The following is a 26,989-nucleotide window of genomic DNA, read 5'->3' as shown; positions in this document are numbered from 1 at the left end:
TATGGGAAAAATGAGAGTACATGAGCTGGCAAAGGAGCTGGGATTAGAGAATAGAGCGTTACTGGATATACTGGCGAAGAAAAGGGTAGAGGTAAAAAACCATATGAATTCACTGGAGGAATCCGTGGTTTCGGATATCCGCCGGGAGTTCGGACGAAAAGCCGGGGAGGGAAAACCTGCGGCGTCCACCCCCAAAACTCCGGTGAGGCCCGCTGAAAAAGCGGAGCCGGAGACAGCCGGGAGAGGGCGTATGGCGGGCCAGGCAGAGACGGCTGTAAAGAGCGGGACGCCGGAGAGCGCCGCCGAAGCGTCGGTTAAGCCGGAGTCTTCGGCACGGCCGGATAGGCCCCTGTCGGAAAAGCCGGAGGATGCGGCAGAGGCAAAGGAAGAGGCAGAGGCAAAGGAAGAGGCGCCGAAAAAGAAAAAGATCGTTCAGATCTTCCGCCCCCAGAACGCGAAGAACCCAGGACGGATGTCCGGCGGCCGGCAGGGGGCCCGTCCCCAGGGACGGCAGCAGGGGACAGAGAGACGCCCCCAGGGAGCGCCGGGTGCAGAGAGACGTCCCCAGGGAGGACCGGGAGAACGGCGTCTGCAGGGTGCACCGTCAGCGGGTGCGCGTCCTCAGGGCACCCCGTCAGCAGGAGGGCGTCCTCAGGGGCAGCAGGCAGCAGGCGTACGTCCCCAGGGAGGGGATTCCCTGCAGGCACGGGAGGCTTCGATGCGGAAGCAGGAGGCAGCATCCGGCCGTCCGGATCTGGTTTCTGAGGAACAGGGAACAAAGGCAGTACAGCCCCAGGCTGCTCCGGATTCGCAGGTACAGGGCCAGGCTGTCCGCAGTGCTCAGGAGGTTCAGGTACAAAAGGAAGGAATGCAGGAAGTAAGAGGAAATGCAGGGGAAGAACAGATGAAAAATAGACGTTCGCAGGAAAGCAACGTACAGGAAAGCAGCCAGAATGCAAATGCACGCGGCAATATGCAGAATCAGCGTCCAAGGCAGGATGCAGAACAGGGAGCCCATTCCCAGGGCAGCAGAGAGGGAGGACGCTATGGAAACAGCCAGGGCGGACGTTCCCAGGACAACGGCCGCATGAACCGGGACGGCCAGGGCGGACGCCCGGGAAGAAGGGATGGTTCCCGTCCCCAGGGAGATCGCTTCGGCGGACGTTCCCAGGGAGGTTCTCAGGGAGACCGCTTTGGCGGACGTTCCCAGGGAGGTTCTCAGGGAGACCGCTTCGGCGGACGTTCCCAGGGAGGCCCCCAGGGAGACCGCTTCGGCGGACGCTCCCAGGGAGGGCCTCAGGGAGATCGTTTCGGCGGACGTTCCCAGGGAGGTTCTCAGGGAGACCGCTTCGGCGGACGCTCTCAGGGAGGTCCCCAGGGAGACCGTTTCGGCGGACGTTCCCAGGGCGGCCAGGGAGACCGCTTCGGCGGACGCTCTCAGGGAGGTCAGGGAGACCGTTTCGGCGGCGGACAGCGTCCGGCAGGAAGGCCGGGAGCGCGCAGGGATGACCGGGATGCAATCCCCACACCAATGGTAGAGCAGCAGAAGAACCAGCGCAATAAAGGAAAAGACAAAGAAAAAGATTATAAGAAAAAAGAACTCCGGGATTCGGAATTTGAAAACAAGGGTAAGAAGGGCAAGAAGCAGAAACCCCTTACGGAAACGAAAAAGCCACAGCAGAAGGCTACGCCTGTGGAGGAGATCAAACAGATCATCCTTCCGGTTTCTCTGACCATCAAAGAACTTGCGGATAAGATGAAGATCGTTCCCTCCGTGATCGTGAAGAAACTCTTTATGCAGGGAAAGGTCGTAACCGTAAATCAGGAGATCGACTATGATACGGCGGAAGAGATCGCAATGGAATTTGACGTTCTGTGTGAAAAGGAAGAAGTGGTGGATGTGATCGAGGAGCTTCTCAAAGAGGAAGAGGAAGATGAAAACACCATGGAAAAACGTCCTCCGGTTGTCTGCGTTATGGGCCACGTTGACCATGGTAAGACGTCCCTTCTCGACGCCATCCGCCATACCAACGTGATCGACCGGGAAGCAGGCGGCATCACGCAGCATATCGGCGCGTACGTGGTGGATGTCAACGGAGAGAAGATCACATTTTTAGATACGCCGGGACACGAGGCGTTTACCGCCATGCGTATGCGGGGCGCCAATTCTACAGATATCGCGATCCTTGTGGTGGCTGCGGACGATGGCGTGATGCCCCAGACCGTAGAGGCCATCAACCATGCCAAAGCGGCGGGGATCGAGATCATTGTAGCGATTAATAAGATCGATAAGCCAAGCGCCAATGTAGAGCGTGTAAAACAGGAACTGACGGAATACGAACTGATCGCCGAGGACTGGGGCGGAAGTACGGTCTTTGTACCGGTATCTGCGCACACCGGAGAGGGAATCTCCGACCTGCTGGAAATGATCCTTCTGACGGCTGAGGTGCTGGAGCTCAAAGCCAATCCGAAACGTGAGGCCAGAGGACTTGTGATTGAGGCCCAGTTGGATAAGGGCAAGGGTTCTGTGGCGACGGTCCTTGTACAAAAAGGAACCCTTCATGTGGGAGACGCCATCGCGGCAGGCTCCGCCCACGGAAAAGTCCGTGCGATGATGGACGACAAGGGAAGGCGCGTGAAGGAGGCAGGCCCCTCCAAACCGGTGGAGATCCTGGGTCTCAACGACGTACCCAAGGCCGGGGAGATCTTCGTGGGATGCGCAACGGAAAAAGAAGCGCGTAACTTCGCGGAGACCTTCATTTCCCAGAATAAGATGAAGCTTCTGGAAGAGACCAAGTCCAAGATGTCTCTGGATGATCTGTTCTCCCAGATCAAGGAGGGCAATCTGAAGGAACTCAATATCGTGGTCAAGGCGGATGTGCAGGGCTCTGTGGAAGCGTTGAAGCAAAGCCTTCTCAAGCTGTCCAATGATGAGGTGGTTATCAAGATCATCCACGGCGGCGTGGGAGCCATCAACGAGTCCGATGTCACCCTTGCGTCCGCGTCCAACGCCATCATCATCGGATTCAATGTGCGTCCCGACGCGACGGCCAAGGAGATCGCGGACCATGAGGGCGTGGATCTGCGTCTGTACAGGGTCATCTACAATGCCATCGAGGATGTGGAAGCGGCCATGAAGGGCATGCTGGATCCGATCTTCGAGGAAAAGGTACTGGGACACGCGGAAGTACGCCAGACCTTCAAGGCTTCCGGAATCGGAACCATCGCAGGCGCGTATGTGCAGGACGGTATCTTTGAGCGGAACTGTTCCGTACGGCTCACCCGCGACAACGTGGTGATGTTCGACGGCCCGCTGGCATCTTTGAGACGGTTCAAGGATGACGTGAAGGAAGTCCGCGCCGGATACGAATGCGGATTTGTATTTGAAAATTACAACGATATCCAGGAAGGGGATTCCGTGGAAGCCTACAAGATGGTGGAAGTGGAGAGAAAATAAATTTTGGCCCGGGCCGGATGTGCGGCCTTCGGGAAAACAGGCAGCAGATGCGAACGATCAGAAACGGAATAGGGAAGAATAAGGAGCAGTTATGAGAAAAAACAGTATTAAAAATACGAGAGTCAATGCAGAGGTCCAGCGGGAACTGAGTCAAATACTGCGCGGAGGCATCAAAGATCCAAGGGTCGCACCCATGACTTCCGTGGTGGCTGTTGAAGTGGCTCCCGACCTGAAAACCTGCAAAGCATATATCAGCGTATTCGGAGACCGCAAAGCGCAGGAAGACACGCTTAAGGGTCTCCAAAGCGCGGAGCGGTATATCCGCCGTGAACTGGCGAGGACGATCAACATGAGAAATACTCCGGAAATTCAGTTTGTACTGGATCAGTCGATCGAGTACGGGGTGAATATGAGCAGAAAAATTGATGAGCTGACCAGAGATATGAAAGATGGGGAAGAAGAATGAATATAAGTTTATCAGAGCTTTTAAATGGAAAGAAGTCAGTCGCCCTGGGCGGGCATATCCGCCCGGACGGCGACTGCGTAGGCTCCTGCATGGGATTGTATCTGTATCTGAGAGAACAATACCCGCAGATCGAAACGGATGTGTATCTGGAATACATTCCGCAGTCCTACCGTTTCATCCGGAATACAGAGGACGTCCGCAGTGAGATCCGTCCGGGGCAGGTATATGACCTGTTCATCTGTCTGGACTGTGGAGATGAAGAACGGCTCGGCTTTTCGGCCCCGCTGTTTGCGGATGCCCTGCAGACCTGCTGCATAGACCATCATGCCAGCAACCGGTCTTTTGCGGATTACAATGAGATCGTGGCCGACGCCAGCTCTACGTCAGAATTGGTGTATCATCTGCTGGACAAAGAAAAGATCAGCAGGTCCTGCGCGGAGGCCCTCTATATGGGGATCGCACATGACACCGGCGTATTCCGGTATTCCTGCACCAGGCCGGAAACCATGGAAGCGGCGGCGGAGCTGCTGCGCAAAGGGATCAACGGCAGCGAGATCATCGAAAAGACATTTTATGAAAAGACCTATGTACAGAACCAGCTTCTGGGGCTGGCATTGCTGGAGAGCATCCTGATCCTTGACAAGCGCTGCATCGTTACCTGGATCACCAAAAAGAACATGGCATTTTTTAAGGCACTCCCGTCGGACATGGACGGCATCGTCAACCAACTGAAACAGACCAAGGACATGGAGGTGGCGCTGTTTCTGTATGAGACGGAAACCCAGCTTTTTAAAGTCAGCCTCCGCTCCAGGGATAAGGTGGATGTCAGCAAGATCGCTACATATTTCGGAGGAGGCGGCCATGTACGGGCGGCCGGATTTACAATGGCGGGGACGGTTCATGACGTGGTCAACAATGTGAGCCACCAGATTGCCCTGCAGTTAGACGGAGCCTGCTGATGCGAAACGGAATTTTGAATATTTACAAAGAAAAAGGATACACTTCCCATGATGTGGTGGCAAAGCTTCGGGGGATTGTCCGGCAGAAGCGCATCGGCCATACCGGAACCCTGGACCCGGATGCGGAAGGGGTGCTCCCTGTCTGCCTGGGAAAGGCGACCAGTCTGTGCGGCATGCTGACGGATCAGAGCAAAATCTACGAGACAGTGCTTTTGCTTGGGAAGGTGACGGATACCCAGGATCTGACCGGCCGGGTTCTGGAGGAAAGAGAAACACAAGGGCTGACAGAGGAAGAAGTGAGAAGCTGCATCGCGGGCTTTGCGGGAGACTATGAACAGCTTCCGCCCATGTATTCCGCCTTGAAGGTGAACGGGAAGAAGCTCTATGAGCTGGCCCGCCAGGGGATTGAGGTGGAGAGAAAAAAACGAAAGGTGAGGATTCACGAGATTTCCATACAGGAGATCTCCCTCCCCCGGGTTCGGATGAAGGTGCACTGTTCCAAAGGGACCTATATCCGGACACTGTGCCATGATATCGGCAGAAAGCTTGGATGCGGCGGATGTATGGAATCCCTCCTGCGGATCCGGGCGGGCTGTTTTGAACTGAGAGACAGTGTCCGGCTTGGGGACGTGGAAGCGGCCTGCGCCGCCGGAAACCTGGACAAAATATTGCGTCCGGCGGACTGGGTGTTTGAACACCTCAGAGCGGTGGAGATTCTGGAACCCTACCGGAACCTGGCTTACAACGGCAACCCCTTTTCCCTGCGGCAGATGGAAGAGATCCAGAAGGCCGGGGAGCAAAAGCCGGAGGAAGATCAGGCTTCCCGGATGGAGTCCGGCGACGGGAAAAGCCGGTTTTCGGAGGGAGAACAGGTTCGGGTCTATGATGCCAAAGGGCGGTTCATCGGGATCTACCGGTATCACGGAGGACGGCAGGAGTTCCGTGTTGAGAAGATGTTTCTGGACAGGGAGGCAGCGGAGGATTGACATGCAGTATATAACGGAGATTCATTCTTATCAGAGCGAAAAGCCCACGGCGGTGACGTTAGGAAAGTTCGAAGGCCTTCACAGAGGGCACCAGAAGCTGATCGGCAAAGTCAGGGAATATGCGTCAGAGGATGTAAAAAGCGTTGTCTGCGCGTTTGATATGGGCAAGGCGACCCTTCTGACGGCCCGGGAAAAAAGAGAACGTCTGGAATCCCGGGTGGATACCATGATCGCCTGCCCCTTTACGAAGGAGCTGCGGGAGATGGAGGCAGAAGACTTTATCAAGAAGATCCTTTCTAAGCGGTTTCGGGCCGCCTATGTGGTGGTGGGGACGGATTTTCGGTTCGGCCACGGGAAACGCGGGGACGTGGATATGCTTGCCAGATACGCGGGAACCTGCGGGTATCGTCTGGACGTGGTGGAGAAGGAACGGTACAAAGACCGGGTCATCAGCAGCACCTATGTGCGGGAGGCATTGAGGGAAGGCGACGCAGAGCTTGCGAACGCCCTTCTGGGCTACACCTACCAAGTCTCCGGCAGGGTGGAGCATGGAAAGCGGCTGGGCCGGACGCTGGGCTTTCCGACCATGAATGTGGCGCCCCCGCCGGAGAAGGTCCTGCCCCGATTCGGCGTCTACGCCTGCCGGATTCAGGTGGGACAGGCATGGTACCCGGGCATCGGGAATGTCGGGGTGAAGCCCACCGTGGCGGAGGAGCCGAAGGTTCTGATAGAAGCCTATGCGTTTGACTTTGATGGAGACGTATACGGGGAAGAGGTCACGGTGGAATTTTATACCTTTGTGCGCCCGGAGCAGAAGTTTGCCTCCGTGGAGGAATTAAAGGAACGGGTGGACGCGAACATCCGCTACTGCCGGGAATACTTTTCCAGGACCGGGCTGGCATAAAAAGGAAGCAAAGAATATTTTTTACGGAAGCAGATGTTTACACAGAGAAAGTGTTGGGGAAATACAAATGAGTGTTACAAATATCATTTCGTTGTTTGGCGGGCTCGGAATGTTCCTGTTCGGTATGAAGCTGATGAGCGACGGGCTGGAACAGGTGGCAGGAGCAAGGATGCGGTCCATCCTGGAATTTTTTACCCAGAACCGGTTTATCGGGATGATCGTGGGACTGGTTTTTACCGGGATCATACAGTCCTCCAATGCAACTACGGTGATGGTGGTCAGTTTTGTCAATTCGGGGCTGATGCAGCTTCACCAGGCTACGGGGCCGATTCTGGGGGCCAATATTGGCACCACGGTGACCGGCCAGCTAATCGCGTTTAACCTGGCGGAGATCGCGCCGCTGTTTGTGATCATCGGCGCGGTGATGTATATGTTTTTTGAGAACCAGAATGTGAAAAAGATCGGGATCGTGCTGCTGGGATTCGGTATTTTGTTTATGGGGCTGAGCACCATGGGGGAAAAGATGACCGGTCTGCAGGATTCCCCACAGATCGTGCATCTGCTGCAGTCCATGCAGAACCCGCTGGTGGCGATCCTGCTGGGATTTGTGGTGACGGCCGTCCTGCAGAGCGCGTCCGCCTCGGTGGGAATCATCATCCTGATGGCGGCACAGGGGCTGCTGGCATTTGAGATCTGCTTTTTCCTGATCCTGGGGTGCAATATGGGCTGCTGTATTTCCGCGCTGCTGGTCAGCCTGAACGGAAATAAGGACGCGAAGCGCGCCGCGTGGATTCACCTGCTGTTCAACATCATCGGTTCCCTCATCGTGTTCGTCATGCTGATGGTGGCTCTGGGACCGATCTGCAGTCTCTTTATGCGGATTTCCGGAAATGACGTGGGGCGGGCGGTGGCCAACGCCAATACGCTGATCAAGGTGTTTGAAGTGGGTCTGCTGTTCCCGTTTATGGGCTGGATCGTGAAATTTACATATGTGCTCATCCCGGGTGAGGATGCGGTCCAGGAGGAGGCCCACAGGCCGAAGTATATCAACAAGTCCATCTCCGCGGCCACTGCCGTGATCGACGCGATCCATGAGATGCAGTATATGGGAGAGTTGGCAAAGGAGAACCTGCAGAAAAGCATGGAGGCGCTGTGCAGCCCGGATCAGGAGAAGATCGAAGCGGTCTACGAGCAGGAAAAATACATCGATTACCTGAACCAGGAGATTACGGCGTATCTTGTGCAGATCAACGGGCTGGATATTCCGATGGCAGACGGCAAGATGGTGGGCGGCCTGTTCCATGTGGTCAACGACATCGAGCGGATCGGAGACCATGCGGAAAATTTTGCGGATTTTGCAAAGCGCCGGGCCGAAAAGCAGATCCCCTTCAGCGACAAAGCGCTCAAGCAGATGCAGGAGATGACCGAAATGGTTCTCAGGCAGTTGGATTACGCGCTGAATATGTTCTCCAGCCAGAGCCTGGAGCATATGCGGGAGATCCTCCGTCTGGAGGACGCTGTGGACGAGAAGGAGAAGCGGCTTAGAAAAGCCCATGTGAAGCGCCTGACCAAGGGAAAATGTACGCCCGAGGCCGGCGTACTGTATTCCGACGTGATCTCCGGGCTGGAACGTGTGGGGGATCATGCGACCAACATTGCCTTCGCCCTGCGCCCGGAAAACCAGGATGAACTGGAGGAGCTGGAAGAGGAAGACGACTGAGAATGGATGGAATGGATAAAAAAATCCCTTTACAGCCTGAGGGATTGTATGTTATAGTATACGGGTATCATTCAGCCGGTGTTCAGTAATCGGAGGACTCCAACCGTTACCTAATACCTGGCGTTCAGAATCAGATTTTCAAGGAGGAAGACAAACATGATCTCAGGAGAGAAAAAACAGGCAATCATCAAAGAATACGGAAGAAGCGAAGGAGACACCGGATCACCGGAGGTTCAGGTAGCGATCCTGACAGCAAGGATCAATGAGCTGACAGAACATTTCAAGGCGAATCCGAAGGATCATCATTCCAGAAGAGGGCTTCTGAAGATGGTAGGCCAGAGAAGGGGCCTGCTGGCATATCTGAAGAAGATCGACATTGAGAGATACCGTTCTCTGATCGAGAGACTCGGATTGAGAAAATAATGCGCTTGCGGTTCGCGGCGGCCAGGCCGTGAACGACAACAATAATGTTCCGTACAATTGTATAGCTGGTAGACATGCCCTAAGCATCGCAGCTTAGGGCTGTTTTTGTACTATGGGAAACTTCTGAATACAGTTTTTATGAAGGAGGACAAGTGATGAGACAGATTTCTGGAAACAAGTTATTGGTGAAAGCTTTAAAAGAAGAAGGCGTGGATACTCTGTTCGGCTATCCGGGAGCCTGTACGATCGACATCAGCGACGAACTATACAGGCAGAGCGATATCCGGGTGATCCTGCCCCGGCATGAGCAGGCGCTGGTGCACGAAGCGGACGCTTATGCGAGGACTACGGGAAGGACGGGAGTCTGTCTGGTCACCAGCGGGCCGGGAGCAACCAACCTGGTGACAGGGCTGGCAACGGCAAATTATGACAGCGTGCCCCTGGTATGCTTTACCGGGCAGGTGGCCCGGCATCTGATCGGAAACGACGCCTTTCAGGAAGTGGATATTGTGGGGATCACAAGAAGCATCACGAAGTACGGCGTGACGGTCCGCAGCCGGGCGGATCTGGGCAGAATCATCAAGGAAGCATTTTATATTGCGCGGACAGGCCGTCCGGGGCCGGTGCTGATCGACCTGCCCAAGGACGTGATGGCGGAGCTGGGAAGCGCGGACTATCCAAAGGACGTGAATATCCGCGGCTATAAGCCCAACACCAGCGTCCACATCGGACAGCTCAAGCGTGCCCTGAAGATGCTGCATAAGGCGAAGCGGCCCCTGTTTCTGGCGGGGGGCGGCGTGAACATTGCGGATGCCAACCAGGTGTTCACGGAGGTAGTAGAAAAGACCGGCGTTCCGGTGATCACTACGGTTATGGGCCGGGGGGCGATCCCTACGAACCATCCCATGTTTATCGGCAATCTGGGGATGCACGGCGCCTACGCGGCCAATATGGCGGTCAGCGAGTGCGACCTGCTGTTTTCCATCGGAACCAGGTTCAACGACCGGATCACGGGAAAGCTCCACGCCTTTGCGCCCAATGCAAAAATCGTTCATATTGACATTGATACCGCCTCCATTTCCAGAAATATTTCCGTGGACATCCCCATCGTGGCGGATGCGAAAGAGGCGGTCATGAAGATGAAAGAGTACGTGGAAGCCTGCAATACCAAAAAGTGGCTTAAGGAGATCGAAGCCTGGAAGCAGGAGCACCCGCTGGCCATGCGTCCCCATAAGAGCCTGGGGCCCACGGATATCCTGGAAGAAATCAACCGTCAGTTTGAGGAAGCCATCGTGGTGACGGACGTGGGGCAGCACCAGATGTTTGCCGCCCAGTATACGGAGATCACGGAGCATAAGAAGCTGATCATGTCCGGCGGCCTGGGAACCATGGGCTACGGCTTCCCGGGAGCCATCGGGGCGAAGCTGGGCAACCCGGATACGCCGGTCATCGCGATCTCCGGCGACGGCGGGATGCAGATGAACATCCAGGAATTTGCCACCGCGGTGCTGGAGGAGCTGCCGGTCATTGTGTGCGTGTTTAACAACACCTACCTGGGAATGGTGCGGCAGTGGCAGAAACTGTTTTACGGAAAGCGCTACGGCATGACGGATCTGCGCGCCGGCGCGCTCACCCGCAGGACCGGCGGCGAGGAAAAGCCGGTCTATACGCCGGACTTCGTGAAGCTGGCGGAAAGCTACGGGGCGAAGGGCATCCGGGTGACGTCCAGGGAAGAGGTGCCGGCGGCGTTTGAAGAGGCGAAGAAGAATACGAACGTTCCCACCCTGATCGAATTTATCATAGATCCGGAGGAGATGGTATATCCCATGATCCAGCCGGGAGGAACCTTGGAGGAGATGATCCTGGACTGCTAGATCGGGCAGGCTCAGGAGGGACACGGGCAAAGCCGGCGGCCGTAAGGCTGTCGGGCGGCGCGTCCGTTTTAGATGAGAGGAGCGAGGACAGATATGGATAATAGTATCAAAAAGAGATGGATTTCGTTGTACGTGGAAAATCAGGTAGGTGTTCTGTCTAAGATCTCCGGGCTGTTTTCCGGAAAATCCTATAACCTGGACAGCCTGACGGTAGGAACCACGGAAGATCCCACGGTGTCCAGGATGACCATTGCCACGGTCAGCGATGACGAGACCTTTGAGCAGATCAAAAAGCAGCTTAACCGGATGGTGGAAGTCATCAAGGTCATTGATTTTACAGATGTTTTCGTGCGGATGAAGGAGATCCTCTATGTCAAAGTGAAAAAGTGCACCAGGGACGACAAGGCGGAGCTGTTCCAGATCGCGGATACATTCAAGGCAAGGGTGATCGATTACGGGAAAGACAGCCTGCTGCTGGAATTTGTGCAGACGGCCACCAAGAATGACGCGGTGGTGAAGCTTCTCAAAGAGGAGTTTAAAAATATTGAAGTGGTCAGAGGGGGAAGCGTAGGAATCGAATCCATCAGTATGATGGAGCGGTAAAAATGACGGCTTTGAGCCGGAAATGACTCTTTTTATATGGCTGTGAGCAGTATCAATGAATCAAAAAAAACAGAGCGCACTCTTGAATTTTATCCGGGATGGTATTATAATAAATACTGTTAATCAGCATGACCACAGTGGAATGGAGGAGATACGGATGGAGAAAAAGAATATTGACTGGGAAAATCTGGGCTTTGCCTATATAAAAACGGATAAGCGGTATGTTTCCAATTATAAAGACGGTGCATGGGACGAGGGAGCTCTCATTGAGGACGCGGACATCACCATGAACGAATGCGCGGGCGTTCTGCAGTACGCCCAGACCATCTTTGAAGGTCTGAAAGCCTATACCACTGAGGACGGGCGGATCGTGACCTTCCGGCCGGATCTGAACGGCCAGCGTATGATGGATTCCGCGGCCAGGATGGAGATGCCCCAATTTGACGCGGGCCGGTTTGTGGACGCGGTGACCCAGACTGTCCGGGCAAATGCAGGGTATGTGCCGCCCTATGGTTCCGGGGCCAGCTTATATATCCGTCCCTATATGTTCGGCATCAACCCGGTTATCGGCGTAAAGCCTGCGGACGAGTATCAGTTCCGTATCTTTACGACCCCGGTAGGCCCGTATTTTAAGGGTGGGGTAAAACCGCTGACCATCTGCGTGTCGGATTTTGACCGGGCCGCGCCCCGGGGAACCGGACACATCAAGGCGGGACTGAATTATGCCATGAGCCTTCATGCCATCGTGTCCGCCCATGCCAACGGGTTTGACGAGAACCTGTACCCGGATTCGGCCACAAGGACCAAGGTGGAGGAGACCGGCGGGGCCAATTTCCTTTTTGTGACAAAGGAGGGGAAAGTGGTGACGCCCCATTCCGAGACGATCCTTCCGTCCATCACCAGGCGTTCTCTGATGTATGTAGCAGAGCATTACCTGGGGCTGGAAGTGGAAGAGAGGGACGTGTACCTGGATGAATTGAAAGATTTTGCGGAATGCGGGCTCTGCGGAACCGCGGCGGTGATCTCCCCGGTGGGAAAGATCGTGGATCACGGGCAGGAGATCTGCTTCCCCAGCGGTATGGAGCAGATGGGCGAAACGACCCGGAAGCTGTACGAGACGCTGACCGGTATTCAGATGGGACAGATCGAAGCTCCGAAGGGCTGGATACATGTTATCGAATCAATGTAACCAAATAATGGAAAATTATGGGATGCCGGCTTCGAAAAGTTGGCATCTTTTTTATAAACCTGTTTACAATGATTTGGCAGAATGCTATGATAGAGCAAGGGAAATTTTGAATACCATCGTATGCAGAAAGAGGACGCGCGGGTGAGCGCGGCACAGCTAAGGGAGTATGTTGAATGAAATGGGAAGTGCTCGTCACTGGTCTCATTGGTATTGTTTTATTTTGGTGCATCTGGATTTGGGAGCCGCTGGAAGTCCATGCGGAGATTGCATCAGACGATGCGTTTGAGGGAGTTACATGGGAAAAGATCATAGAAGGCGATATTGAGTCTCCGAAAGGGGTGGTGCAGTCGATGTGCGTGACGGATGATTATATCATCCTGATCGAGAATTATGACGACACTGCGGATCGGTCGGATATCATCAAGGCATATTACAGGAATGACACGGATGCCCATGGAAAACGAGTGGAGAAGTATACGCAGGCAAAGCGGGTGGTGGAACGGAATTATGAGCACGGCAACGGGATGGCTTACAATCCGAATACCCGGGAGATTGCGGTGGCTTTGTATACCCATCTGAACCCGGAGAACAGAGGGTGTATCTTCCTCATAGACGCGGATACGCTGTCCTTCAAGAAGAAGGTAAAGATTGCGGACGATTATAATATCCTGGGGATCGGCTATGATGAGGCGCTGGATCGGTATATCATCCAGACGAATGTGGACGGGGGATACAGCTTCAAGATTCTGGACAGCCAGTTCCAGGTGACAGAGGATCTGGGAAAATATGAGGGCTCTTCCAAGGGAAATAATTTTCAGGATCTGTGTGTCAGCGGGGACTATATCATCAATTTCCCTCTGACGCTGGGGCTGGGGATCGGTGATTTCCTGAATGTCTATTCCATCTCACGGAAGGAACTGGTATCCTGCCCGCAGATGGACTTCGGCCTGGAGACTGGCACCGTCGATGAGCCGGAATCCATCTGTGAGCTGGAGCCGGGAGTATTTGCCGCGGTGGTAAATGTATACCATGAGGACGGAAGCCGGACCTTTTCGGTCTATAAAACGATGGTTCCGTATAATTTTCCGGCGGTGAAGACGGAGGAGGAGCCGAAGGAAGAAGAACAGGCGGAGGAGGAGCCGAAGGAGGAAGAACAGGCAGAGGAAACGTCCGCCCGGGAGCAGGAAGGCGGGGGCGATCAGAAGGAAGAGGATGAGAAGCCCTCTCTCACAGAGAGAGTCCGAAATCTGATGAAGACCACCTATTCCATGAAGAATATCATGAAGACTGCGCTGATTATTTTCTTTGCCCTGGATATCGTGCTGGTGGTCTACCTCAAGGTTCTGGCCGTCCGGAGAAAACGGAAGCGTATGCTGGAGAAGGCCAGGCGGGAGCGCCAGCGGATACGGCAGCAGATCCGGGCCATGTACGGCGAGCAGTTATAATCAGTCAAAAACAGACGGCAGGGGGAATCGGAATTGGAGGCATATACAGGGTTTGCGGCGGTTTATGACCGGTTTATGGACAATGTACCATATGCAGAATGGGCAGAATATGTGCGGGAACTGCTGGAGGGATACGGGATTAGGGACGGCCTGGTCTTAGAGCTTGGATGCGGGACAGGCACTATGACGGAGCTACTGGCGGGATACGGGTATGACATGATCGGCGTGGACTGTTCGGAGGAGATGCTGGACGCGGCGATGGAAAAGCGGGAGGCGTCCGGCCATGAGATCCTCTATCTTCTGCAGGACATGCGGGAGTTTGAGCTGTACGGCACGGTGCGGGCTGTGGTCAGTGTCTGCGATTCCGTCAACTATATTCTGGAGGAGCAGGAGCTTTGCCAGATGTTCGCCCTGGTCAACAATTATCTGGATCCGGGGGGCATCTTTCTTTTTGATTTTAATACGGACTACAAGTACCGGGAAATCCTGGGAGACCGTACCATTGCCGAGGATCGGGAGGACTGCGCCTTTATATGGGACAACTTTTACGATGAAGAGGAGAGGATCAATGAGTACGGCCTGACGCTGTTCATCCGCAGGGGAGCAGAGGGCGGCCCGTCGGGGCAGGGGGAATCTCTGTCCGGGGACGGGCCTTTCTGGCGGTTTCAGGAGACCCATTACCAAAAGGGATATACGCTGGAGGAGATCCAGGCGGCGCTTCAGCATGCCGGGATGGAGTTTCTTGGCGCATGGGATGCGGATACAAAGGGGGAACCCCATGGTGCAAGCGAACGGATCTATGCGGCGGCGCGGGAGCGGGGAAAGACAACAGAGCATATGTGATGGGAGGACGACTATGAAAGATTATATCGTTAGGGCGACGGCCGCGGACGCACAGATCCGTGCATTTGCGGCCGTTACTACCGGTCTGACGGAGGAGGCGCGGACACGGCACGAAACCAGCCCTGTGGCAACGGCGGCCCTTGGCAGGCTGCTTACAGGGGGCGTGCTGATGGGAAGCATGATGAAGAACCCGGAGGATGTACTGACGCTGCAGATCAAATGCGGCGGGCCCATCGGCGGCCTGACGGTGACGGCGGATGCCATGGGACATGTGAAGGGCTATGTAAACCATCCGGAGGTGATGCTGCCGCCGAAAAACGGAAAGCTGGATGTGGGCGGCGCACTGGGCCAGGGGATTTTGAACGTGATCAAGGATATGGGACTCAAAGAGCCCTATTCCGGGCAGACGATTCTGCAGACCGGAGAGATCGCGGAAGACCTGACCTATTATTTTGCGGCTTCGGAGCAGGTTCCCTCGTCGGTGGGGCTGGGCGTTTTGATGAACCGGGACAATACGGTACGCTGCGCCGGGGGCTTTATTGTACAGGTGATGCCCTTTGTGGAGGAGCGGGTGCTGAGGCAATTGGAGGAGAACATTGGGGCCATGAGGTCGGTGACGGATATGCTGGACGGCGGGCATTCGCCGGAGGAAATGCTGTCCGGGGTGCTTTCCGGCATGGAGGTGGAGATCACGGATACGATGCCTGCCGGATTTGCCTGCAACTGTTCCGAAGGGCGGATCGAGAAGGCGCTGATCAGCATCGGGAAAAGTGAGATTGAGGATATGATCCGGGATGGAAAGCCCATTGAAGTGAAATGCCATTTCTGCAATACGGCGTATACGTTTTCGGTGGAGAAGCTTGGGCAGATCCTGGAAAAACAGAATGCAGTACTGGGGTAGTGTAAAGCATAGCATGAAAAAAATGGAACGGAAGGGTGGAAGAAAATGAAACATGGGTTTGTGAAGACGGCGGCGGCCACGCCGGACATCCGGGTTGCCGATACGGCGTATAATCAGGAAAAAATCTGTGAGTGTATCCTGGAGGCGGAAAAGCTCCGGGCGAAGATCCTGGTATTTCCGGAATTGTGCGTCACGGGATATACCTGCGGCGACCTGTTTACACAGGATGTACTTTTGAGAAATGCGAGACAGGCTCTGCTGCATATCGCGGAGTTTACGAAGGAAAAGGACATGCTTGTGTTTGTGGGCCTGCCGCTGTGCGTGGAGGGAAAGCTCTATAATGTGGCGGCGGCTTTGAACCGGGGAGAGATCCTGGGCTTTACGACGAAGACATTCCTGCCCAATTACGGAGAATTTTATGAGATGCGGCAGTTTACGCCGGGCCCGCGGACTGCAAGGATGATCGAATTTGAGGGGGCGCAGATCCCCTTTGGGCCTCAGCTTTTGTTTCCGTGCCGGAATATGGAGGAACTGGTGGTATCTGCGGAGATCTGCGAGGACGTGTGGTCCCCTGTTCCGCCCAGCATCCAGGCGGCGCTGGAAGGGGCGACGGTGATCGTAAACTGTTCCGCCAGCGATGAGACCATCGGAAAGGACGTCTACCGCAGGGAGCTGATCCGGGGGCAGTCCGCCCGCCTGATCGCGGGATACGTGTATGCAAATGCGGGGGAAGGGGAGTCCACCACGGACCTGGTGTTCGGCGGACACAATATCATTGCGGAGAACGGCGCTGTCCTGGAGGAGGCGCAGCGGTATGAGAATGACATCATCTGTTCGGAAATCGACGTTCGAAGGCTCTCCGGCGAACGGAGGAAAAATACCACCTTCGGCGGAACGGAGGAAAGGACGCTTTTCAGGGTGCCTTTCTGTCTGGATGTGGAGGACACAGAGCTGACCCGGAAGTTTCCCAGGCAGCCCTTTGTACCCCAGGATGATGGAGTACGGGCAAAGCGCTGTGAGGAGATTCTGATGATCCAGGCCATGGGGCTGAAAAAGCGGTTGGCGCATACCCATGCAAAAACCGCTGTGGTGGGAATCTCCGGAGGACTGGACTCCACCCTGGCCCTTCTGGTCGCGGCCAGGGCCTTTGACCTACTGGAAAGGGATAAGAAGGAGATTCTGGCGGTCACCATGCCCTGCTTTGGAACCACCGACAGGACGTACAACAATGCCTGCCGGATGGCGGTGAAGCTGGGGGCGACGCTGCGGGAGGTGCCCATCGGGGAGGCGGTGAACGTGCATTTCCGGGATATCGGCCATGACCCCGCAGATCACAGCGTGACCTATGAGAACAGCCAGGCCAGGGAGCGCACCCAGGTTCTGATGGATCTTGCCAACCGGGACGGAGGGCTGGTCATCGGAACCGGGGATATGTCGGAGCTGGCGCTGGGGTGGGCCACCTACAACGGGGATCATATGTCCATGTACGGTGTCAACGCTTCCGTGCCCAAGACCCTGGTGCGCCATCTGGTGAAGTATGCGGCGGATACGGCCAGGGATGAGGAGCTTAAAATGGTGCTCTATGATGTCCTGGATACGCCGGTGAGTCCGGAGCTTCTGCCGCCCAGGGAAGGGAACATTGCGCAGAAGACGGAAGACCTGGTGGGGCCCTATGAGCTGCACGACTTCTTCCTGTACTATATGGTTCGTTTCGGATATGAGCCGGGGAAGATCTACAGGCTTGCGCGGCAGACCTTTGCAGGAAAGTACGAACGGGCTGTGATCCGGAAATGGCTGGAGACCTTCTGCCGGAGATTTTTCAGCCAGCAGTTCAAGCGGTCCTGTCTGCCGGACGGTCCCAAGGTGGGGACGGTGGCGCTCTCACCCAGGGGGGACTGGAGGATGCCAAGCGACGCCTGGGCGTCAGGGTGGCTGGAAGACCTGGAAAAAGAATGAGGATTGTAAAGGATGCCCGGAAAAAAGCGGCATCCTTTTTTGATGCCATCGTATGCAGGCTGGATGCCCGCCCCATCACTGAATTGGCCGGATGCCGTGCAGCAAGTGCACGACACCGTGTGAACAGCAACCCAAGAATCCTCAAAAAGAAGCATGATGCAAAAATTCAATTGCGCTGGTTAGCAGAGTATGGTATAATAACTAAGTCTGCGGGCAGTTGTTTAGTTCCCGAGACCACTGAAAAGTACATCTGCCAAAGGGGGTTAGCCAAAGGGCGGATTCCAGGTGTGTTTTTCAGTAGTTTCGGACTCTTCTGCCGGCATACGAAACCATGACGAAAAGGAGAGTACCATGTATAACAAGTATGAAATGGAACTTGCAGGGAGGATCCTGCGGGTGGATGTGAACCGGGTTGCCAAGCAGGCCAACGGCGCGGTTCTGATGCATTATGGAGAGACGACGGTGCTGTGTACGGCTACGGCGTCCGAGAAGCCGAGGGACGGGATTGACTTCTTCCCTCTGAGCGTGGAGTACAATGAGCGGATGTATTCCGTAGGCAAGATCCCGGGCGGATTTAACAAAAGGGAGGGAAAGGCATCGGAGAATGCGGTTCTGACAGACCGTGTCATCGACCGTCCCATGCGTCCTCTGTTCCCCAAGGATTACAGGAATGACGTGACGTTAGAGAACCTGGTGATGTCCGTGGATCCGGACTGCAGTCCGGAGCTGACGGCCATGCTGGGAGCGGCCATTGCGGTGAGCATCTCGGATATTCCTTTTGACGGCCCGATTTCCACCACCCAGGTGGGACTCATTGAGGATCAGTTCGTATTCAATCCCACTGCAGAGCAGAAGGAAGCTTCCAGGATGGCTCTGACCGTGGCGTCCACCAGGGAAAAGGTGATCATGATCGAAGCCGGAGCGGAGGAAGTGCCGGAGGCACAGATGATCGAAGCGATTTTCGCGGCCCATGAAGTGAATCAGAAGGTCATCGCGTTTATCGATACCATCGTGGCGGAGTGCGGCAAGCAAAAGCACACGTACGAGAGCTGCGCGGTGCCGGAAGAGCTGTTTGAAGCCATCAAAGAGATCGTGCCGCCCACAGAGATGGAAGAGGCGGTATTTACAGACGACAAGCAGACGCGGGAGGAGAATATCCGCGTGATCAAAGAGAAGCTGGAGGAAGCATTTGCAGAGAAGGAAGAGTGGCTGGAAGTGCTGGGCGAGGCGGTATACCAGTATCAGAAGAAGACCGTCAGAAAGATGATCCTCAAAGACCATAAGCGTCCCGACGGACGTGCCATTGACCAGATCCGGCCGCTGGCGGCTGAGGTGGATCTGATCCCGAGAGTCCACGGGTCCGCAATGTTTACCAGGGGACAGACTCAGATCTGCACGGTGACCACACTGGCGCCGTTATCCGAGGCGCAGAGGCTGGACGGGCTGGATGAGTCCGAGACCTCCAAGCGCTATATGCATCATTATAATTTCCCGTCCTACTCCGTAGGAGAGACGAAGCCCTCCAGAGGACCGGGAAGACGTGAGATCGGGCATGGGGCGCTGGCAGAGAGGGCGCTGCTTCCGGTGCTGCCAAGCGAAGCGGAATTTCCCTATGCGATCCGTACGGTATCGGAGACATTTGAGTCCAACGGCTCCACATCCCAGGCAAGCGTGTGCGCGTCCAGTATGTCCCTGATGACGGCAGGCGTGCCGATCAAGGCGGCGGTTGCGGGAATCTCCGCAGGACTGGTGACAGGCGACACGGATGAGGATTACCTGGTTCTGACCGATATCCAGGGACTGGAGGATTTCTTCGGAGATATGGACTTTAAGGTGGCGGGTACCCACAAGGGAATTACCGCGATCCAGATGGATATCAAGATCCACGGCCTGACCCGTCCCATCATTGAGGAAGCCATCGCGGCGACCAAGAAGGCAAGGACTTATATCCTGGATGAAGTGATGAATCCGGCGATTGCAGAGCCCAGGCCGGAGGTGGGAGAGTATGCGCCGAAGATCATTCAGATGCAGATTGATCCCCAGAAGATCGGGGACGTGGTTGGACAGAGAGGAAAGACCATCAACGCCATCATTGAGGAGACCGGCGTGAAGATTGATATCGAGGACGACGGAGCGGTATCCATCTGCGGAACAGAGCAGGAGGGCATGGATAAAGCGGCAAAACTGATCTCCACCATTGTGACGGAATTTGAAGCCGGACAGGTATTCGAAGGAAAGGTAGTCAGCATCAAGGACTTCGGGGTATTCCTGGAATTTGCTCCGGGCAAGGAAGGCATGGTGCACATTTCCAAGATTGCAAAGCACCGGGTGAACAAGGTAGAGGACGTGCTGAAGATGGGAGACGTGGTAAAGGCGGTCTGCCTTGGAAAGGACAAGATGGGCCGATTCAGTTTCAGTATGCGTGATGTAGCAGAGTAAAAATAAAAGGCGGTTTGGATATCAATCCAAACCGTCTCTTTTTGTAAAATCGTCTGTTAAATTACCAGTCTGTATAGATGTCGATGGTGCCGCTGGCACAGCCACAGTCGTATACCTTGCCGGTACCCAGGGAAGTCTCTACAACGGTTCCCCACGGAAGATCACTGCTGGCAACGCAGATATACCCGTCCGCGTCCCGGATCGTACCGTCTGCCGCTACATGGCGTCCCGGAATATTCAGACCGCCTCCGGGAAGGACTTTCTGGGAATAATAAGTCTCACGGTGTCCGTTATAATAGACCACACCTTTTGAGGGGGTCAGAGCGCCTCCGCTGTCACTGTAAATGTAAGTGGTCTCCTGGGAGGGGGTCTCTTCGATGTCCTCCTCCTGTGTACTGTCGTCGGTGCCAGGGGCCGGCTCTGTCTGCGTTCCGTTTCCGGATGGAACTGTGGAAACCGGCTTCTGTGCTTCGGCTGCTTTTTTGGCTTCAGCCGCTTTTTGTGCTTCCGCGGCTTTCTGCGCCTCAGCCGCTTTTCTGGCTTCTTCGGCAATACGTGCCTGCTCCGCGCGAAGGACCTGGAGCTTTTGGTTGAATACGGCCAGATCCGTAGAAGTCTCAGCCGCTTTTTGATTGAGCGCCTCCTGCTGGCTCACCAGCTGTGTCTGCAGGGTGGTCAGAGAATTTTGCTTTGCCGTCAAATCTGCTTCCTGCTGTTCGATCCCCTTCTGGATACTCTGCAGGTTCTCAAGCTTTTCACGGTCGTAGCTGCTGATGTTCTGTATAAACTCCGCACGGCTTAGAAAATCCGACATATTCTCGGCAGAGAACAGCAGTTCCAAAAGGTTGTCGTTGCCGTTTTCATACATATACCGGATACGCGTCTTCATGTCTTCGTACTGTCTCATCTCGTTTTCGCGGGAGATTGCAAGCGAATCCTGTATACGAAACATCTCGTTGTTGGCATCTTGAATCGCAGTTTCAGTAGAAGCGATCTCATCACTGATGCTGAGCAGATCCTGATTGATATCATTCAACTGGTTCTGCAGATCACTTGTTTTGCTCTCCAGGCTCTCAATATCCTCCGCATATGCCGTTATGGATAACAATAACATGGCAGAAGTGAGAAGAAAGGCTGTCAAAGCTTGTACTTTTCGTTTCATACGCAATCACAAATCAATTCCTTTCTTAATGATCCGTACTCTGTCGTGTGCGCAGAGTATCTTGTCTGTATATTATATAGTGAATTTCGAAAATGCGCAAGCCCTTAAAAGGAATATTTTACCGACCTTTTACGATTATGTTAACAAATGTGTTGCTTTCGATATAAATTTCTGCATATTTTTTCCATACACTCATATATTGTTTAAAAGAGGTGGACAAGATGGATGTAAACAGGAAACAGCGGCAGATCCTTTCTGTCCTGGCGCGCCCTGTCCGGGCGGTTGTGGAGGGCGCGGGCCTGGATTTCGGACAGGTCCGGGAGATCCGGATGCGGATCGCAAAGCCGCTGATCGTGGTATACGGCAATGAGGAGAGGCTGCTGCCCGGGGACGGGAAGGAGCGGCATATCGTGACCAGGGAGGAAATGAGGGAAACTCTGGAATACGTGAGCCATTATTCCCTCTATGCCTATGAACAGGAGATGAGACAGGGGTTTATTACGATTGAAGGAGGACATCGTGTGGGTGTGATAGGAAAAGCGATCCTGGAGCAGGACAGGGTAAAAAATCTGCAGTACATATCTTCGGTCAATATCAGGGTGGCCCATGAGGTGATCGGCTGTGCGGACAAGGTGTTTCCATATATTACAAAGAACCGGCAGATCTGCCATACGCTGATCATTTCCCCGCCCTGCTGCGGAAAAACAACCCTGATCCGCGACCTGATCCGGCAGGTTTCCGACGGAAACGCCTATGTCAAGGGGTGCTCCGTGGGAGTGGTGGATGAGCGTTCGGAGCTGGGAGGGTGTTATCTGGGCGTGGCCCAGAATGAACTGGGGATGCGTACGGATATTCTGGACGGATGCCCCAAAGCCCAAGGGATGCTCATGCTGATCCGGTCAATGGCTCCCCAGGTGATCGCCGTGGATGAGATCGGCGCCCCGGAGGACATCCGCGCCATGGAATACGCCATGCAGTGCGGGTGTACGCTGATCGCCAGCGTGCATGGGAGAGACATGGAGGAGGTCTCTGAAAAACCGGTGCTCTCGGAGTTGGTGCGCAGGAAAAGATTTGAGCGCTATGTAGTGCTGGAAAACCGGAAGCGCCCGGGGGAGATCCGGGCAGTCTTTGACCAGAGGGGGAGTCTGTTATGCTGCGGTTTATAGGCGGTATTCTGATCATTATTGCAACGACAGGGGCAGGGATACTCTACGGCATGGAACTGCAGGGCTACCTGGAAAAGCTTCTGTACATCCGGCATATCCTTTATATGCTCAAGGGGGAAATGGACTATTCCTCGGCGCCCCTCAGTGAGATCTTCGGGAGGCTCTCGCTGCGTGTCAAGGAGCCCTACAAATGCTGGCTTTCCGCTATGGAGAAGCAGGTGGAGAACCGGGAGGAGGACGCGTTCCTCAAGATCTGGATGCGTTCCGTGGATAAACATCTCAAAGAGCTGCATCTGAAAAGCGCGCATTCCATCCAGCTCAAAGAACTGGGAACCTGTCTGGGGCAGATGGACGGCGCGTCGGAGAGCAGAAATCTGCAGCTTTATCTCGGCAGGCTGGAGCTGGAGATCGAAAAGGTGCGGGAGGGGATGGCGGCAAAGAAGCGGATCGGGAACTGTCTCGGAGTGATGGGCGGAATCTTTCTGGTGGTGGTATTAATCTGATGGGAGGGTGCCATGACGATCAATCTGATTTTTAAAATAGCGGCGGTGGGGGTCCTGGTTTCGATCTTATGTCAGGTGCTCAAACACAGCGGAAGGGACGAGCAGGCATTCATCGTAAGCCTGGCGGGGCTGATACTGGTTCTCTCCTGGATACTGCCGTTTATCTATGACCTGTTTCTGTCGATCCGGCAGCTCTTTTCCCTGTAGGATTTGTCCGGAGCCGGAAAAAAAGGGCTGTATAAGCAGTGGCAGGGGTTCTGTATTTCCCACAGGAACTATGTTTGTGTATGGAATGGGGGCGTGAATGTATGAATATGTTTCAGATTGGGATCATCGGCGTGGTGGGAGCGCTGCTGGCCGTGCAGTTCAAAGGGGGAAAGCCGGAATATGGGATCTATATGTGCGCGGCGGTCAGCATCCTTCTGTTCGCGTGTATGATCGACCGGCTGGAGATCTTTGTGGACGCGGTGGAGCAGATGAGCGGGTATATCAGCATTGATACCGGATACATCGCCACTATGCTGAAAATGATCGGGGTCACCTATATTGCGGAGTTCTGCTCTGCCATATGCAAGGACAGCGGATATCAGACCATTGCCGTACAGGTGGAGATATTCGGCAAGCTGACCATCCTGATGCTGGGGATGCCTGTGCTTCTTGCACTGCTGGAAACGATCCGGGTGTTTTTATCATGAAAAAAAGTATATTTTTGGGAAAATGGTTTTTGTGCGTACTGGGGGCCGTGGTTCTTGCCGGTTCTGCCGGATTCACGGCCGGGGCTGCCGGAACGGAGGGCCTGGAGACCGGATGGGAAAAGGAGCAGGAAACAATCCGGGAAACAGGCAGAGAAGAGGATTTGGAAATGAACCCGGAAAAGATGGCAGAGATCCGGGATCAGACGGAGGCAAACATGCTGGGGGAATTTGATTTTTCCGAACTGGACGATAGCCTCCGCAGCCTGTTTCCCAGGGAAAAGCTGCGCTTTGGGGATGTGACCGCCGCCATGATGAGCGGGAATCTGGAAGAGACCGGGAAGCTTCTGCTCCAATATGCGGGGGATCAGCTGACCTATGAATTTCAGACCAACCGCAAAAATCTGGTATATATGCTGCTGATCGCGGTAATCGCGGCTATCTTTACGAATTTTTCCGGCGCCTTTCAGAGCAGGCAGGTGTCGGAGATCAGCTTCTATGTGCTGTATATGCTGCTGATCACGATGTGCCTGACAACCTTCCGGGTGGCCATGGAAGGGCTGGAGGGGAAACTTCTTGCCCTGCTGGACTTTATGAGGCTGATGTGCCCGGGATACTTCATGGCCGTGTCGCTGGCATCGGGAAGCAGCAGCTCCATGATGTTTTACGGGATGGTCCTGCTTTTGATCTATGTGGTGGAAATGCTGGTGCTGAGGCTGCTTTTGCCCCTGATCAACGTTTACATTATGATCCAGGTCATGAATTACCTGGTGGGAGAACATGTCCTCTCGGAGCTGGCCGATCTGATCCGGAAGCTGATCACCTGGATTCTGCGCTCCCTCCTGGGGTGCGTGATCGGGCTGAATGTAATCCAGGGGCTTTTGTCACCTACCATCGATACGCTAAAGAGGAGTACATTGACCAAAGCGGTGGAGGCGGTTCCCGGCATCGGCAGCCTGTTCGGCGGCGTGACGGACGTACTGCTGGGGACGGCGGTGTTGATCAAAAACGGAATCGGGATGGCGGGGGCCGTGATCCTGATCCTCATCTGCAGCGTCCCGGTCATCCAGATGGCCGCCATGACGTTTCTATATAAATTTGCGGCCGCCATGGTCCAGCCGGTCTCGGACAAGCGCATCACCGGATGCATCCGCAGCGTCAGCGAGGGATACCGGCTGATGCTGAAAGTATTGTATACCACGCTGATCCTTTTTCTGATCACCATCGCGGTCGTGGCAGCATCCACAAATTGAAGCGGGAAGCATTTTTTTCATGCTTCCGACGAATTGCCCTCGAACGCAGTGAGGGGTATATAACAGGAGGAAGCAAATGCGAAGCATTTTTTTCATGCTTCCGACGAGCTGCCCTCGAACACAGTGAGGGGGCATTACCTTGTAAAAGGAGGAACAGGGCATGATCGAGGCAATCTATACCTGGATGCAGAATATCGTATTTTTTCTGGTGATCGTCACCGCGGTCTTGGAGGTCCTTCCGGGAACGTCCTACCAGAAATATATCCGTTTTTTTACCGGGCTGATCCTGATGCTGCTTTTGCTGACGCCCTTTCTGAGCCTGACCGGTTCCGGGGAGATTTTTCAGGAGCTGTACCATGGCTATGAGCAGGAGCAGTACAAGCGGGAGCTTCAGGAGCAGGAGGCATATTTTCAGGACCTGGACCTGCTGGATTTTCTGCCGGAGGAATATGCCCTCACCGAAAGCGGCGGCATCCTGCCGCAGCCGCAGGGACAGGAGGAGAACGGCTTCTCCACGGAAGAGGGGGATGGGAATCCGGACGGGATCGGGGGCGGTGAAATCAAAATAGAGGAGGTCAGAATTGGAGAAGAAGTGGAATGAATTTCTGGAACAGATGAAAAACCATCAAAAATTTCCCAACAAAAACCAACTGCTCCTGATCTTTTTGTGCGGGCTTCTGCTGCTTGTGATCGTCTGGCCGGTGTCCGACCCTAAGGAAACGACAGATTTTGGAACGGAACATGGGCTGCTGCCGGGAAAGGGGGAGACTATGGAGGCTCCCGGGGAAGCCGTTTCCCAAAACCAGGGGTACTCCGGGGATTCCCTGGAAGCCTATGGGGAATATCTGGAGCGGCGCCTTTCGAAAGCGCTGGAATACGTGGAGGGCGTGGGGCAGGCGGAGGTGGTGATCACTTTGAAGTCGTCGGGGCAGAAGATCGTGGAGAAAGACCAGTCGTCCAGCAGCCAGGCGTCTTCCGAGGAAGACCAAAACGGCGGGACCAGGGAGACCAAAAACACCGCTTCGGATAAGAGCAGCGTCTACACCCAGGGCTCGGACGGTTCCCAGACGCCTTATATCAGCAAGGAGATGACGCCGGAGATCGAGGGCGTGCTTGTCATTGCACAGGGAGGGGAAAATGCGGTGGTAGTTCAGAATATCACGGAAGCAATTCAGGCATTATTCGGTGTGGAGGCGCATAAAATAAAAATAATGAAAAGGACAGATACATAAAAAGGAGGATTTTAAGTGAAGCATTTATTTAAGAAAAACCAGATCATTATTACAACACTGGCGGTCATGATCGCAATCGCGGGGTATCTGAACTACTCGGGAAAACTGTTTTCAGACACCGACAAGGGGGCTGCAGAGGCCAATGCGGAGCTGGTCAACCAGGAACTGCTGGACATCTCCGAGGAGGACATCGAAACAGGCAATATGGAGATCGCCAGCACGGATTCCGAGGTGGAAGGCACGCCCGGGGAAGCGGTGCTGACCAACAGCGCAGCCAACACCACGGTGGCGGAGGCAAAAGTCTCCCGGGAGCAGGTGCGCGCGCAGAATAAAGAAACGCTGCAGGCCATCATCGACAACACCAACATCAGCGAAGAAGAAAAGCAGGGGGCGGTGGCCCAGATGGTCCAGATGACCCAGTTTGCGGAGCAGGAAATGGCGATTGAAACACTGATGGCATCCAAAGGCTTTTCCGAAGCGGTGGTCAGCCTGACCAACGATTCGGTGGACGTGGTGGTGGATGCGGCGGAGCTCACAGACGCCAACCGTGCCCAGATCGAAGACATCGTAACGAGAAAAACCGAGATCGCGCCGGAAAATATTGTGATCACCCCCATCCACGATTGAAATCCCAAAAACGCTGTATCCCTTAGCGTTTTCTATACGTTTGGAAATCCCGGGGACCTGTCAGGGGCAGGCCGCCGGGATTTCTTTTTTCATTTTCATAAAAAACAGGCGTTGCAGGCAAACTGTTCTTGTGGTAAACTTAGAGTACTGTTTCGCCCGGCGCCGGGTATCAGGCCCGTATGGCGCCGG

General features: G+C 54.7%; 25 protein-coding genes. 24 read left to right on the top strand and 1 reads right to left on the bottom strand.

Annotated elements, in window-relative coordinates; all coding sequences use genetic code 11:
* The first annotated feature begins 1 nt into the window (after window position 1).
* The 16 genes from infB to EBB54_RS10650 all read left to right on the top strand — a co-directional run bounded on the left by infB (window position 2) and on the right by EBB54_RS10650 (window position 20,165).
* Complete coding sequence (gene infB, locus EBB54_RS10720) at window positions 2-3,457, top strand: translation initiation factor IF-2 (RefSeq protein ID WP_125127419.1); 3,456 nt, start codon at window positions 2-4, stop codon at window positions 3,455-3,457.
* 91 nt (window positions 3,458-3,548) lie between these two features.
* A complete protein-coding gene (gene rbfA / locus EBB54_RS10715) occupies window positions 3,549-3,923 on the top strand; it encodes a 30S ribosome-binding factor RbfA (RefSeq protein WP_125127418.1) in 375 nt (124 codons plus the stop codon).
* Window positions 3,920-4,882 carry a DHH family phosphoesterase gene (locus EBB54_RS10710; RefSeq protein ID WP_125127417.1) on the top strand — a complete coding sequence of 321 codons (963 nt, stop codon included), beginning with the start codon at window positions 3,920-3,922 and terminating at the stop codon, window positions 4,880-4,882. Before rbfA ends, EBB54_RS10710 begins: the two co-directional genes overlap by 4 nt.
* Complete coding sequence (gene truB / locus EBB54_RS10705) at window positions 4,882-5,868, top strand: tRNA pseudouridine(55) synthase TruB (protein ID WP_125127416.1); 987 nt, start codon at window positions 4,882-4,884, stop codon at window positions 5,866-5,868. Before EBB54_RS10710 ends, truB begins: the two co-directional genes overlap by 1 nt.
* Before the next feature lies 1 nt (window position 5,869).
* Entirely contained in the window at window positions 5,870-6,772 is a 903-nt protein-coding gene (locus tag EBB54_RS10700) for a bifunctional riboflavin kinase/FAD synthetase (protein WP_125127415.1), read from the top strand.
* Between the two features lie 67 nt (window positions 6,773-6,839).
* A complete protein-coding gene (locus EBB54_RS10695) occupies window positions 6,840-8,492 on the top strand; it encodes a Na/Pi cotransporter family protein (RefSeq protein ID WP_125127414.1) in 1,653 nt (550 codons plus the stop codon).
* 156 nt (window positions 8,493-8,648) lie between these two features.
* The gene (rpsO, locus tag EBB54_RS10690; protein ID WP_004078786.1) at window positions 8,649-8,915 is read left to right on the top strand and encodes a 30S ribosomal protein S15; all 267 of its coding nucleotides are present in this window, start codon (window positions 8,649-8,651) and stop codon (window positions 8,913-8,915) included.
* Between the two features lie 155 nt (window positions 8,916-9,070).
* A complete protein-coding gene (gene ilvB / locus EBB54_RS10685) occupies window positions 9,071-10,789 on the top strand; it encodes a biosynthetic-type acetolactate synthase large subunit (RefSeq protein WP_125127413.1) in 1,719 nt (572 codons plus the stop codon).
* Between the two features lie 93 nt (window positions 10,790-10,882).
* Window positions 10,883-11,392, top strand: a complete 510-nt coding sequence (gene ilvN, locus EBB54_RS10680) for an acetolactate synthase small subunit (RefSeq protein ID WP_004078804.1) — start codon at window positions 10,883-10,885, stop codon at window positions 11,390-11,392.
* A 157-nt stretch (window positions 11,393-11,549) separates the two neighbouring features.
* Window positions 11,550-12,581 carry a branched-chain amino acid aminotransferase gene (locus EBB54_RS10675; protein ID WP_125127412.1) on the top strand — a complete coding sequence of 344 codons (1,032 nt, stop codon included), beginning with the start codon at window positions 11,550-11,552 and terminating at the stop codon, window positions 12,579-12,581.
* A 173-nt stretch (window positions 12,582-12,754) separates the two neighbouring features.
* Window positions 12,755-14,026 (top strand): hypothetical protein, encoded by a 1,272-nt coding sequence (locus tag EBB54_RS10670; protein WP_125127411.1) that lies wholly within the window; start codon window positions 12,755-12,757, stop codon window positions 14,024-14,026.
* Between the two features lie 33 nt (window positions 14,027-14,059).
* Complete coding sequence (locus tag EBB54_RS10665; RefSeq protein WP_125127410.1) at window positions 14,060-14,869, top strand: class I SAM-dependent DNA methyltransferase; 810 nt, start codon at window positions 14,060-14,062, stop codon at window positions 14,867-14,869.
* Window positions 14,870-14,882: 13 nt separating this feature from the next.
* A complete protein-coding gene (hslO, locus tag EBB54_RS10660; protein WP_125127409.1) occupies window positions 14,883-15,770 on the top strand; it encodes an Hsp33 family molecular chaperone HslO in 888 nt (295 codons plus the stop codon).
* Between the two features lie 45 nt (window positions 15,771-15,815).
* Window positions 15,816-17,726 (top strand): NAD(+) synthase, encoded by a 1,911-nt coding sequence (locus EBB54_RS10655; RefSeq protein ID WP_125127408.1) that lies wholly within the window; start codon window positions 15,816-15,818, stop codon window positions 17,724-17,726.
* The gene (locus tag EBB54_RS29910) at window positions 17,723-18,061 is read left to right on the top strand and encodes a hypothetical protein (RefSeq protein ID WP_148099354.1); all 339 of its coding nucleotides are present in this window, start codon (window positions 17,723-17,725) and stop codon (window positions 18,059-18,061) included. Before EBB54_RS10655 ends, EBB54_RS29910 begins: the two co-directional genes overlap by 4 nt.
* A 16-nt stretch (window positions 18,062-18,077) precedes the next feature.
* Window positions 18,078-20,165, top strand: coding sequence for a polyribonucleotide nucleotidyltransferase (locus EBB54_RS10650; protein WP_125127407.1), 2,088 nt, complete (start codon window positions 18,078-18,080; stop codon window positions 20,163-20,165).
* A gap of 61 nt (window positions 20,166-20,226) precedes the next feature.
* On the opposite strand, the gene EBB54_RS10645 is transcribed toward EBB54_RS10650, so the two are convergent.
* Window positions 20,227-21,327 carry a coiled-coil domain-containing protein gene (locus tag EBB54_RS10645; protein ID WP_243127621.1) on the bottom strand — a complete coding sequence of 367 codons (1,101 nt, stop codon included), beginning with the start codon at window positions 21,325-21,327 and terminating at the stop codon, window positions 20,227-20,229.
* Between the two features lie 221 nt (window positions 21,328-21,548).
* Here EBB54_RS10645 and spoIIIAA point away from each other — a divergent pair, with 221 nt between their 5' ends.
* The 8 genes from spoIIIAA to EBB54_RS10605 all read left to right on the top strand — a co-directional run bounded on the left by spoIIIAA (window position 21,549) and on the right by EBB54_RS10605 (window position 26,800).
* Window positions 21,549-22,493: a stage III sporulation protein AA gene (gene spoIIIAA / locus EBB54_RS10640; RefSeq protein WP_125127405.1), complete on the top strand. Its 945-nt coding sequence runs from the start codon at window positions 21,549-21,551 to the stop codon at window positions 22,491-22,493.
* Window positions 22,478-22,996, top strand: coding sequence for a stage III sporulation protein AB (locus EBB54_RS10635; protein WP_004078829.1), 519 nt, complete (start codon window positions 22,478-22,480; stop codon window positions 22,994-22,996). Before spoIIIAA ends, EBB54_RS10635 begins: the two co-directional genes overlap by 16 nt.
* A 12-nt stretch (window positions 22,997-23,008) precedes the next feature.
* On the top strand, window positions 23,009-23,203 hold the full coding sequence (spoIIIAC, locus tag EBB54_RS10630; protein WP_004078830.1) for a stage III sporulation protein AC: 195 nt from the start codon (window positions 23,009-23,011) through the stop codon (window positions 23,201-23,203).
* Between the two features lie 101 nt (window positions 23,204-23,304).
* The gene (locus EBB54_RS10625; protein WP_004078831.1) at window positions 23,305-23,691 is read left to right on the top strand and encodes a SpoIIIAC/SpoIIIAD family protein; all 387 of its coding nucleotides are present in this window, start codon (window positions 23,305-23,307) and stop codon (window positions 23,689-23,691) included.
* The gene (locus tag EBB54_RS10620) at window positions 23,688-24,941 is read left to right on the top strand and encodes a stage III sporulation protein AE (protein WP_125127404.1); all 1,254 of its coding nucleotides are present in this window, start codon (window positions 23,688-23,690) and stop codon (window positions 24,939-24,941) included. Before EBB54_RS10625 ends, EBB54_RS10620 begins: the two co-directional genes overlap by 4 nt.
* Window positions 24,942-25,101: 160 nt before the next feature.
* Window positions 25,102-25,542 carry a stage III sporulation protein AF gene (locus tag EBB54_RS10615; protein ID WP_125127403.1) on the top strand — a complete coding sequence of 147 codons (441 nt, stop codon included), beginning with the start codon at window positions 25,102-25,104 and terminating at the stop codon, window positions 25,540-25,542.
* Entirely contained in the window at window positions 25,523-26,173 is a 651-nt protein-coding gene (locus tag EBB54_RS10610; RefSeq protein ID WP_125127402.1) for a stage III sporulation protein AG, read from the top strand. The genes EBB54_RS10615 and EBB54_RS10610 overlap by 20 nt, the downstream gene beginning before the upstream one ends.
* Before the next feature lie 15 nt (window positions 26,174-26,188).
* Window positions 26,189-26,800 carry a SpoIIIAH-like family protein gene (locus EBB54_RS10605; RefSeq protein WP_125127401.1) on the top strand — a complete coding sequence of 204 codons (612 nt, stop codon included), beginning with the start codon at window positions 26,189-26,191 and terminating at the stop codon, window positions 26,798-26,800.
* Window positions 26,801-26,989 lie beyond the last annotated feature (189 nt).

It is taken from the genome of Schaedlerella arabinosiphila (assembly GCF_003885045.1).
Taxonomy (GTDB): Bacteria; Bacillota; Clostridia; order Lachnospirales; family Lachnospiraceae; genus Schaedlerella; species Schaedlerella arabinosiphila.
The sequence above is the reverse complement of the archived record's forward strand: the minus strand, read 5'-3'. Positions and strand labels throughout refer to the sequence as shown.

Excerpts from the sequence above, each read along its gene's own strand:
- infB (WP_125127419.1), top strand. The coding sequence starts at position 2 with ATGGGAAAAATGAGAGTACATGAGCTGGCAAAGGAGCTGGGATTAGAG.
- rbfA (WP_125127418.1), top strand. The coding sequence starts at position 3,549 with ATGAGAAAAAACAGTATTAAAAATACGAGAGTCAATGCAGAGGTCCAG.
- EBB54_RS10710 (WP_125127417.1), top strand. The coding sequence starts at position 3,920 with ATGAATATAAGTTTATCAGAGCTTTTAAATGGAAAGAAGTCAGTCGCC.
- truB (WP_125127416.1), top strand. The coding sequence starts at position 4,882 with ATGCGAAACGGAATTTTGAATATTTACAAAGAAAAAGGATACACTTCC.
- EBB54_RS10700 (WP_125127415.1), top strand. The coding sequence starts at position 5,870 with ATGCAGTATATAACGGAGATTCATTCTTATCAGAGCGAAAAGCCCACG.
- EBB54_RS10695 (WP_125127414.1), top strand. The coding sequence starts at position 6,840 with ATGAGTGTTACAAATATCATTTCGTTGTTTGGCGGGCTCGGAATGTTC.
- rpsO (WP_004078786.1), top strand. The coding sequence starts at position 8,649 with ATGATCTCAGGAGAGAAAAAACAGGCAATCATCAAAGAATACGGAAGA.
- ilvB (WP_125127413.1), top strand. The coding sequence starts at position 9,071 with ATGAGACAGATTTCTGGAAACAAGTTATTGGTGAAAGCTTTAAAAGAA.
- ilvN (WP_004078804.1), top strand. The coding sequence starts at position 10,883 with ATGGATAATAGTATCAAAAAGAGATGGATTTCGTTGTACGTGGAAAAT.
- EBB54_RS10675 (WP_125127412.1), top strand. The coding sequence starts at position 11,550 with ATGGAGAAAAAGAATATTGACTGGGAAAATCTGGGCTTTGCCTATATA.
- EBB54_RS10670 (WP_125127411.1), top strand. The coding sequence starts at position 12,755 with ATGAAATGGGAAGTGCTCGTCACTGGTCTCATTGGTATTGTTTTATTT.
- hslO (WP_125127409.1), top strand. The coding sequence starts at position 14,883 with ATGAAAGATTATATCGTTAGGGCGACGGCCGCGGACGCACAGATCCGT.
- EBB54_RS10655 (WP_125127408.1), top strand. The coding sequence starts at position 15,816 with ATGAAACATGGGTTTGTGAAGACGGCGGCGGCCACGCCGGACATCCGG.
- EBB54_RS29910 (WP_148099354.1), top strand. The coding sequence starts at position 17,723 with ATGAGGATTGTAAAGGATGCCCGGAAAAAAGCGGCATCCTTTTTTGAT.
- EBB54_RS10650 (WP_125127407.1), top strand. The coding sequence starts at position 18,078 with ATGTATAACAAGTATGAAATGGAACTTGCAGGGAGGATCCTGCGGGTG.
- EBB54_RS10645 (WP_243127621.1), bottom strand. The coding sequence starts at position 21,327 with ATGAAACGAAAAGTACAAGCTTTGACAGCCTTTCTTCTCACTTCTGCC.
- spoIIIAA (WP_125127405.1), top strand. The coding sequence starts at position 21,549 with ATGGATGTAAACAGGAAACAGCGGCAGATCCTTTCTGTCCTGGCGCGC.
- EBB54_RS10635 (WP_004078829.1), top strand. The coding sequence starts at position 22,478 with ATGCTGCGGTTTATAGGCGGTATTCTGATCATTATTGCAACGACAGGG.
- spoIIIAC (WP_004078830.1), top strand. The coding sequence starts at position 23,009 with ATGACGATCAATCTGATTTTTAAAATAGCGGCGGTGGGGGTCCTGGTT.
- EBB54_RS10625 (WP_004078831.1), top strand. The coding sequence starts at position 23,305 with ATGAATATGTTTCAGATTGGGATCATCGGCGTGGTGGGAGCGCTGCTG.
- EBB54_RS10620 (WP_125127404.1), top strand. The coding sequence starts at position 23,688 with ATGAAAAAAAGTATATTTTTGGGAAAATGGTTTTTGTGCGTACTGGGG.
- EBB54_RS10615 (WP_125127403.1), top strand. The coding sequence starts at position 25,102 with ATGATCGAGGCAATCTATACCTGGATGCAGAATATCGTATTTTTTCTG.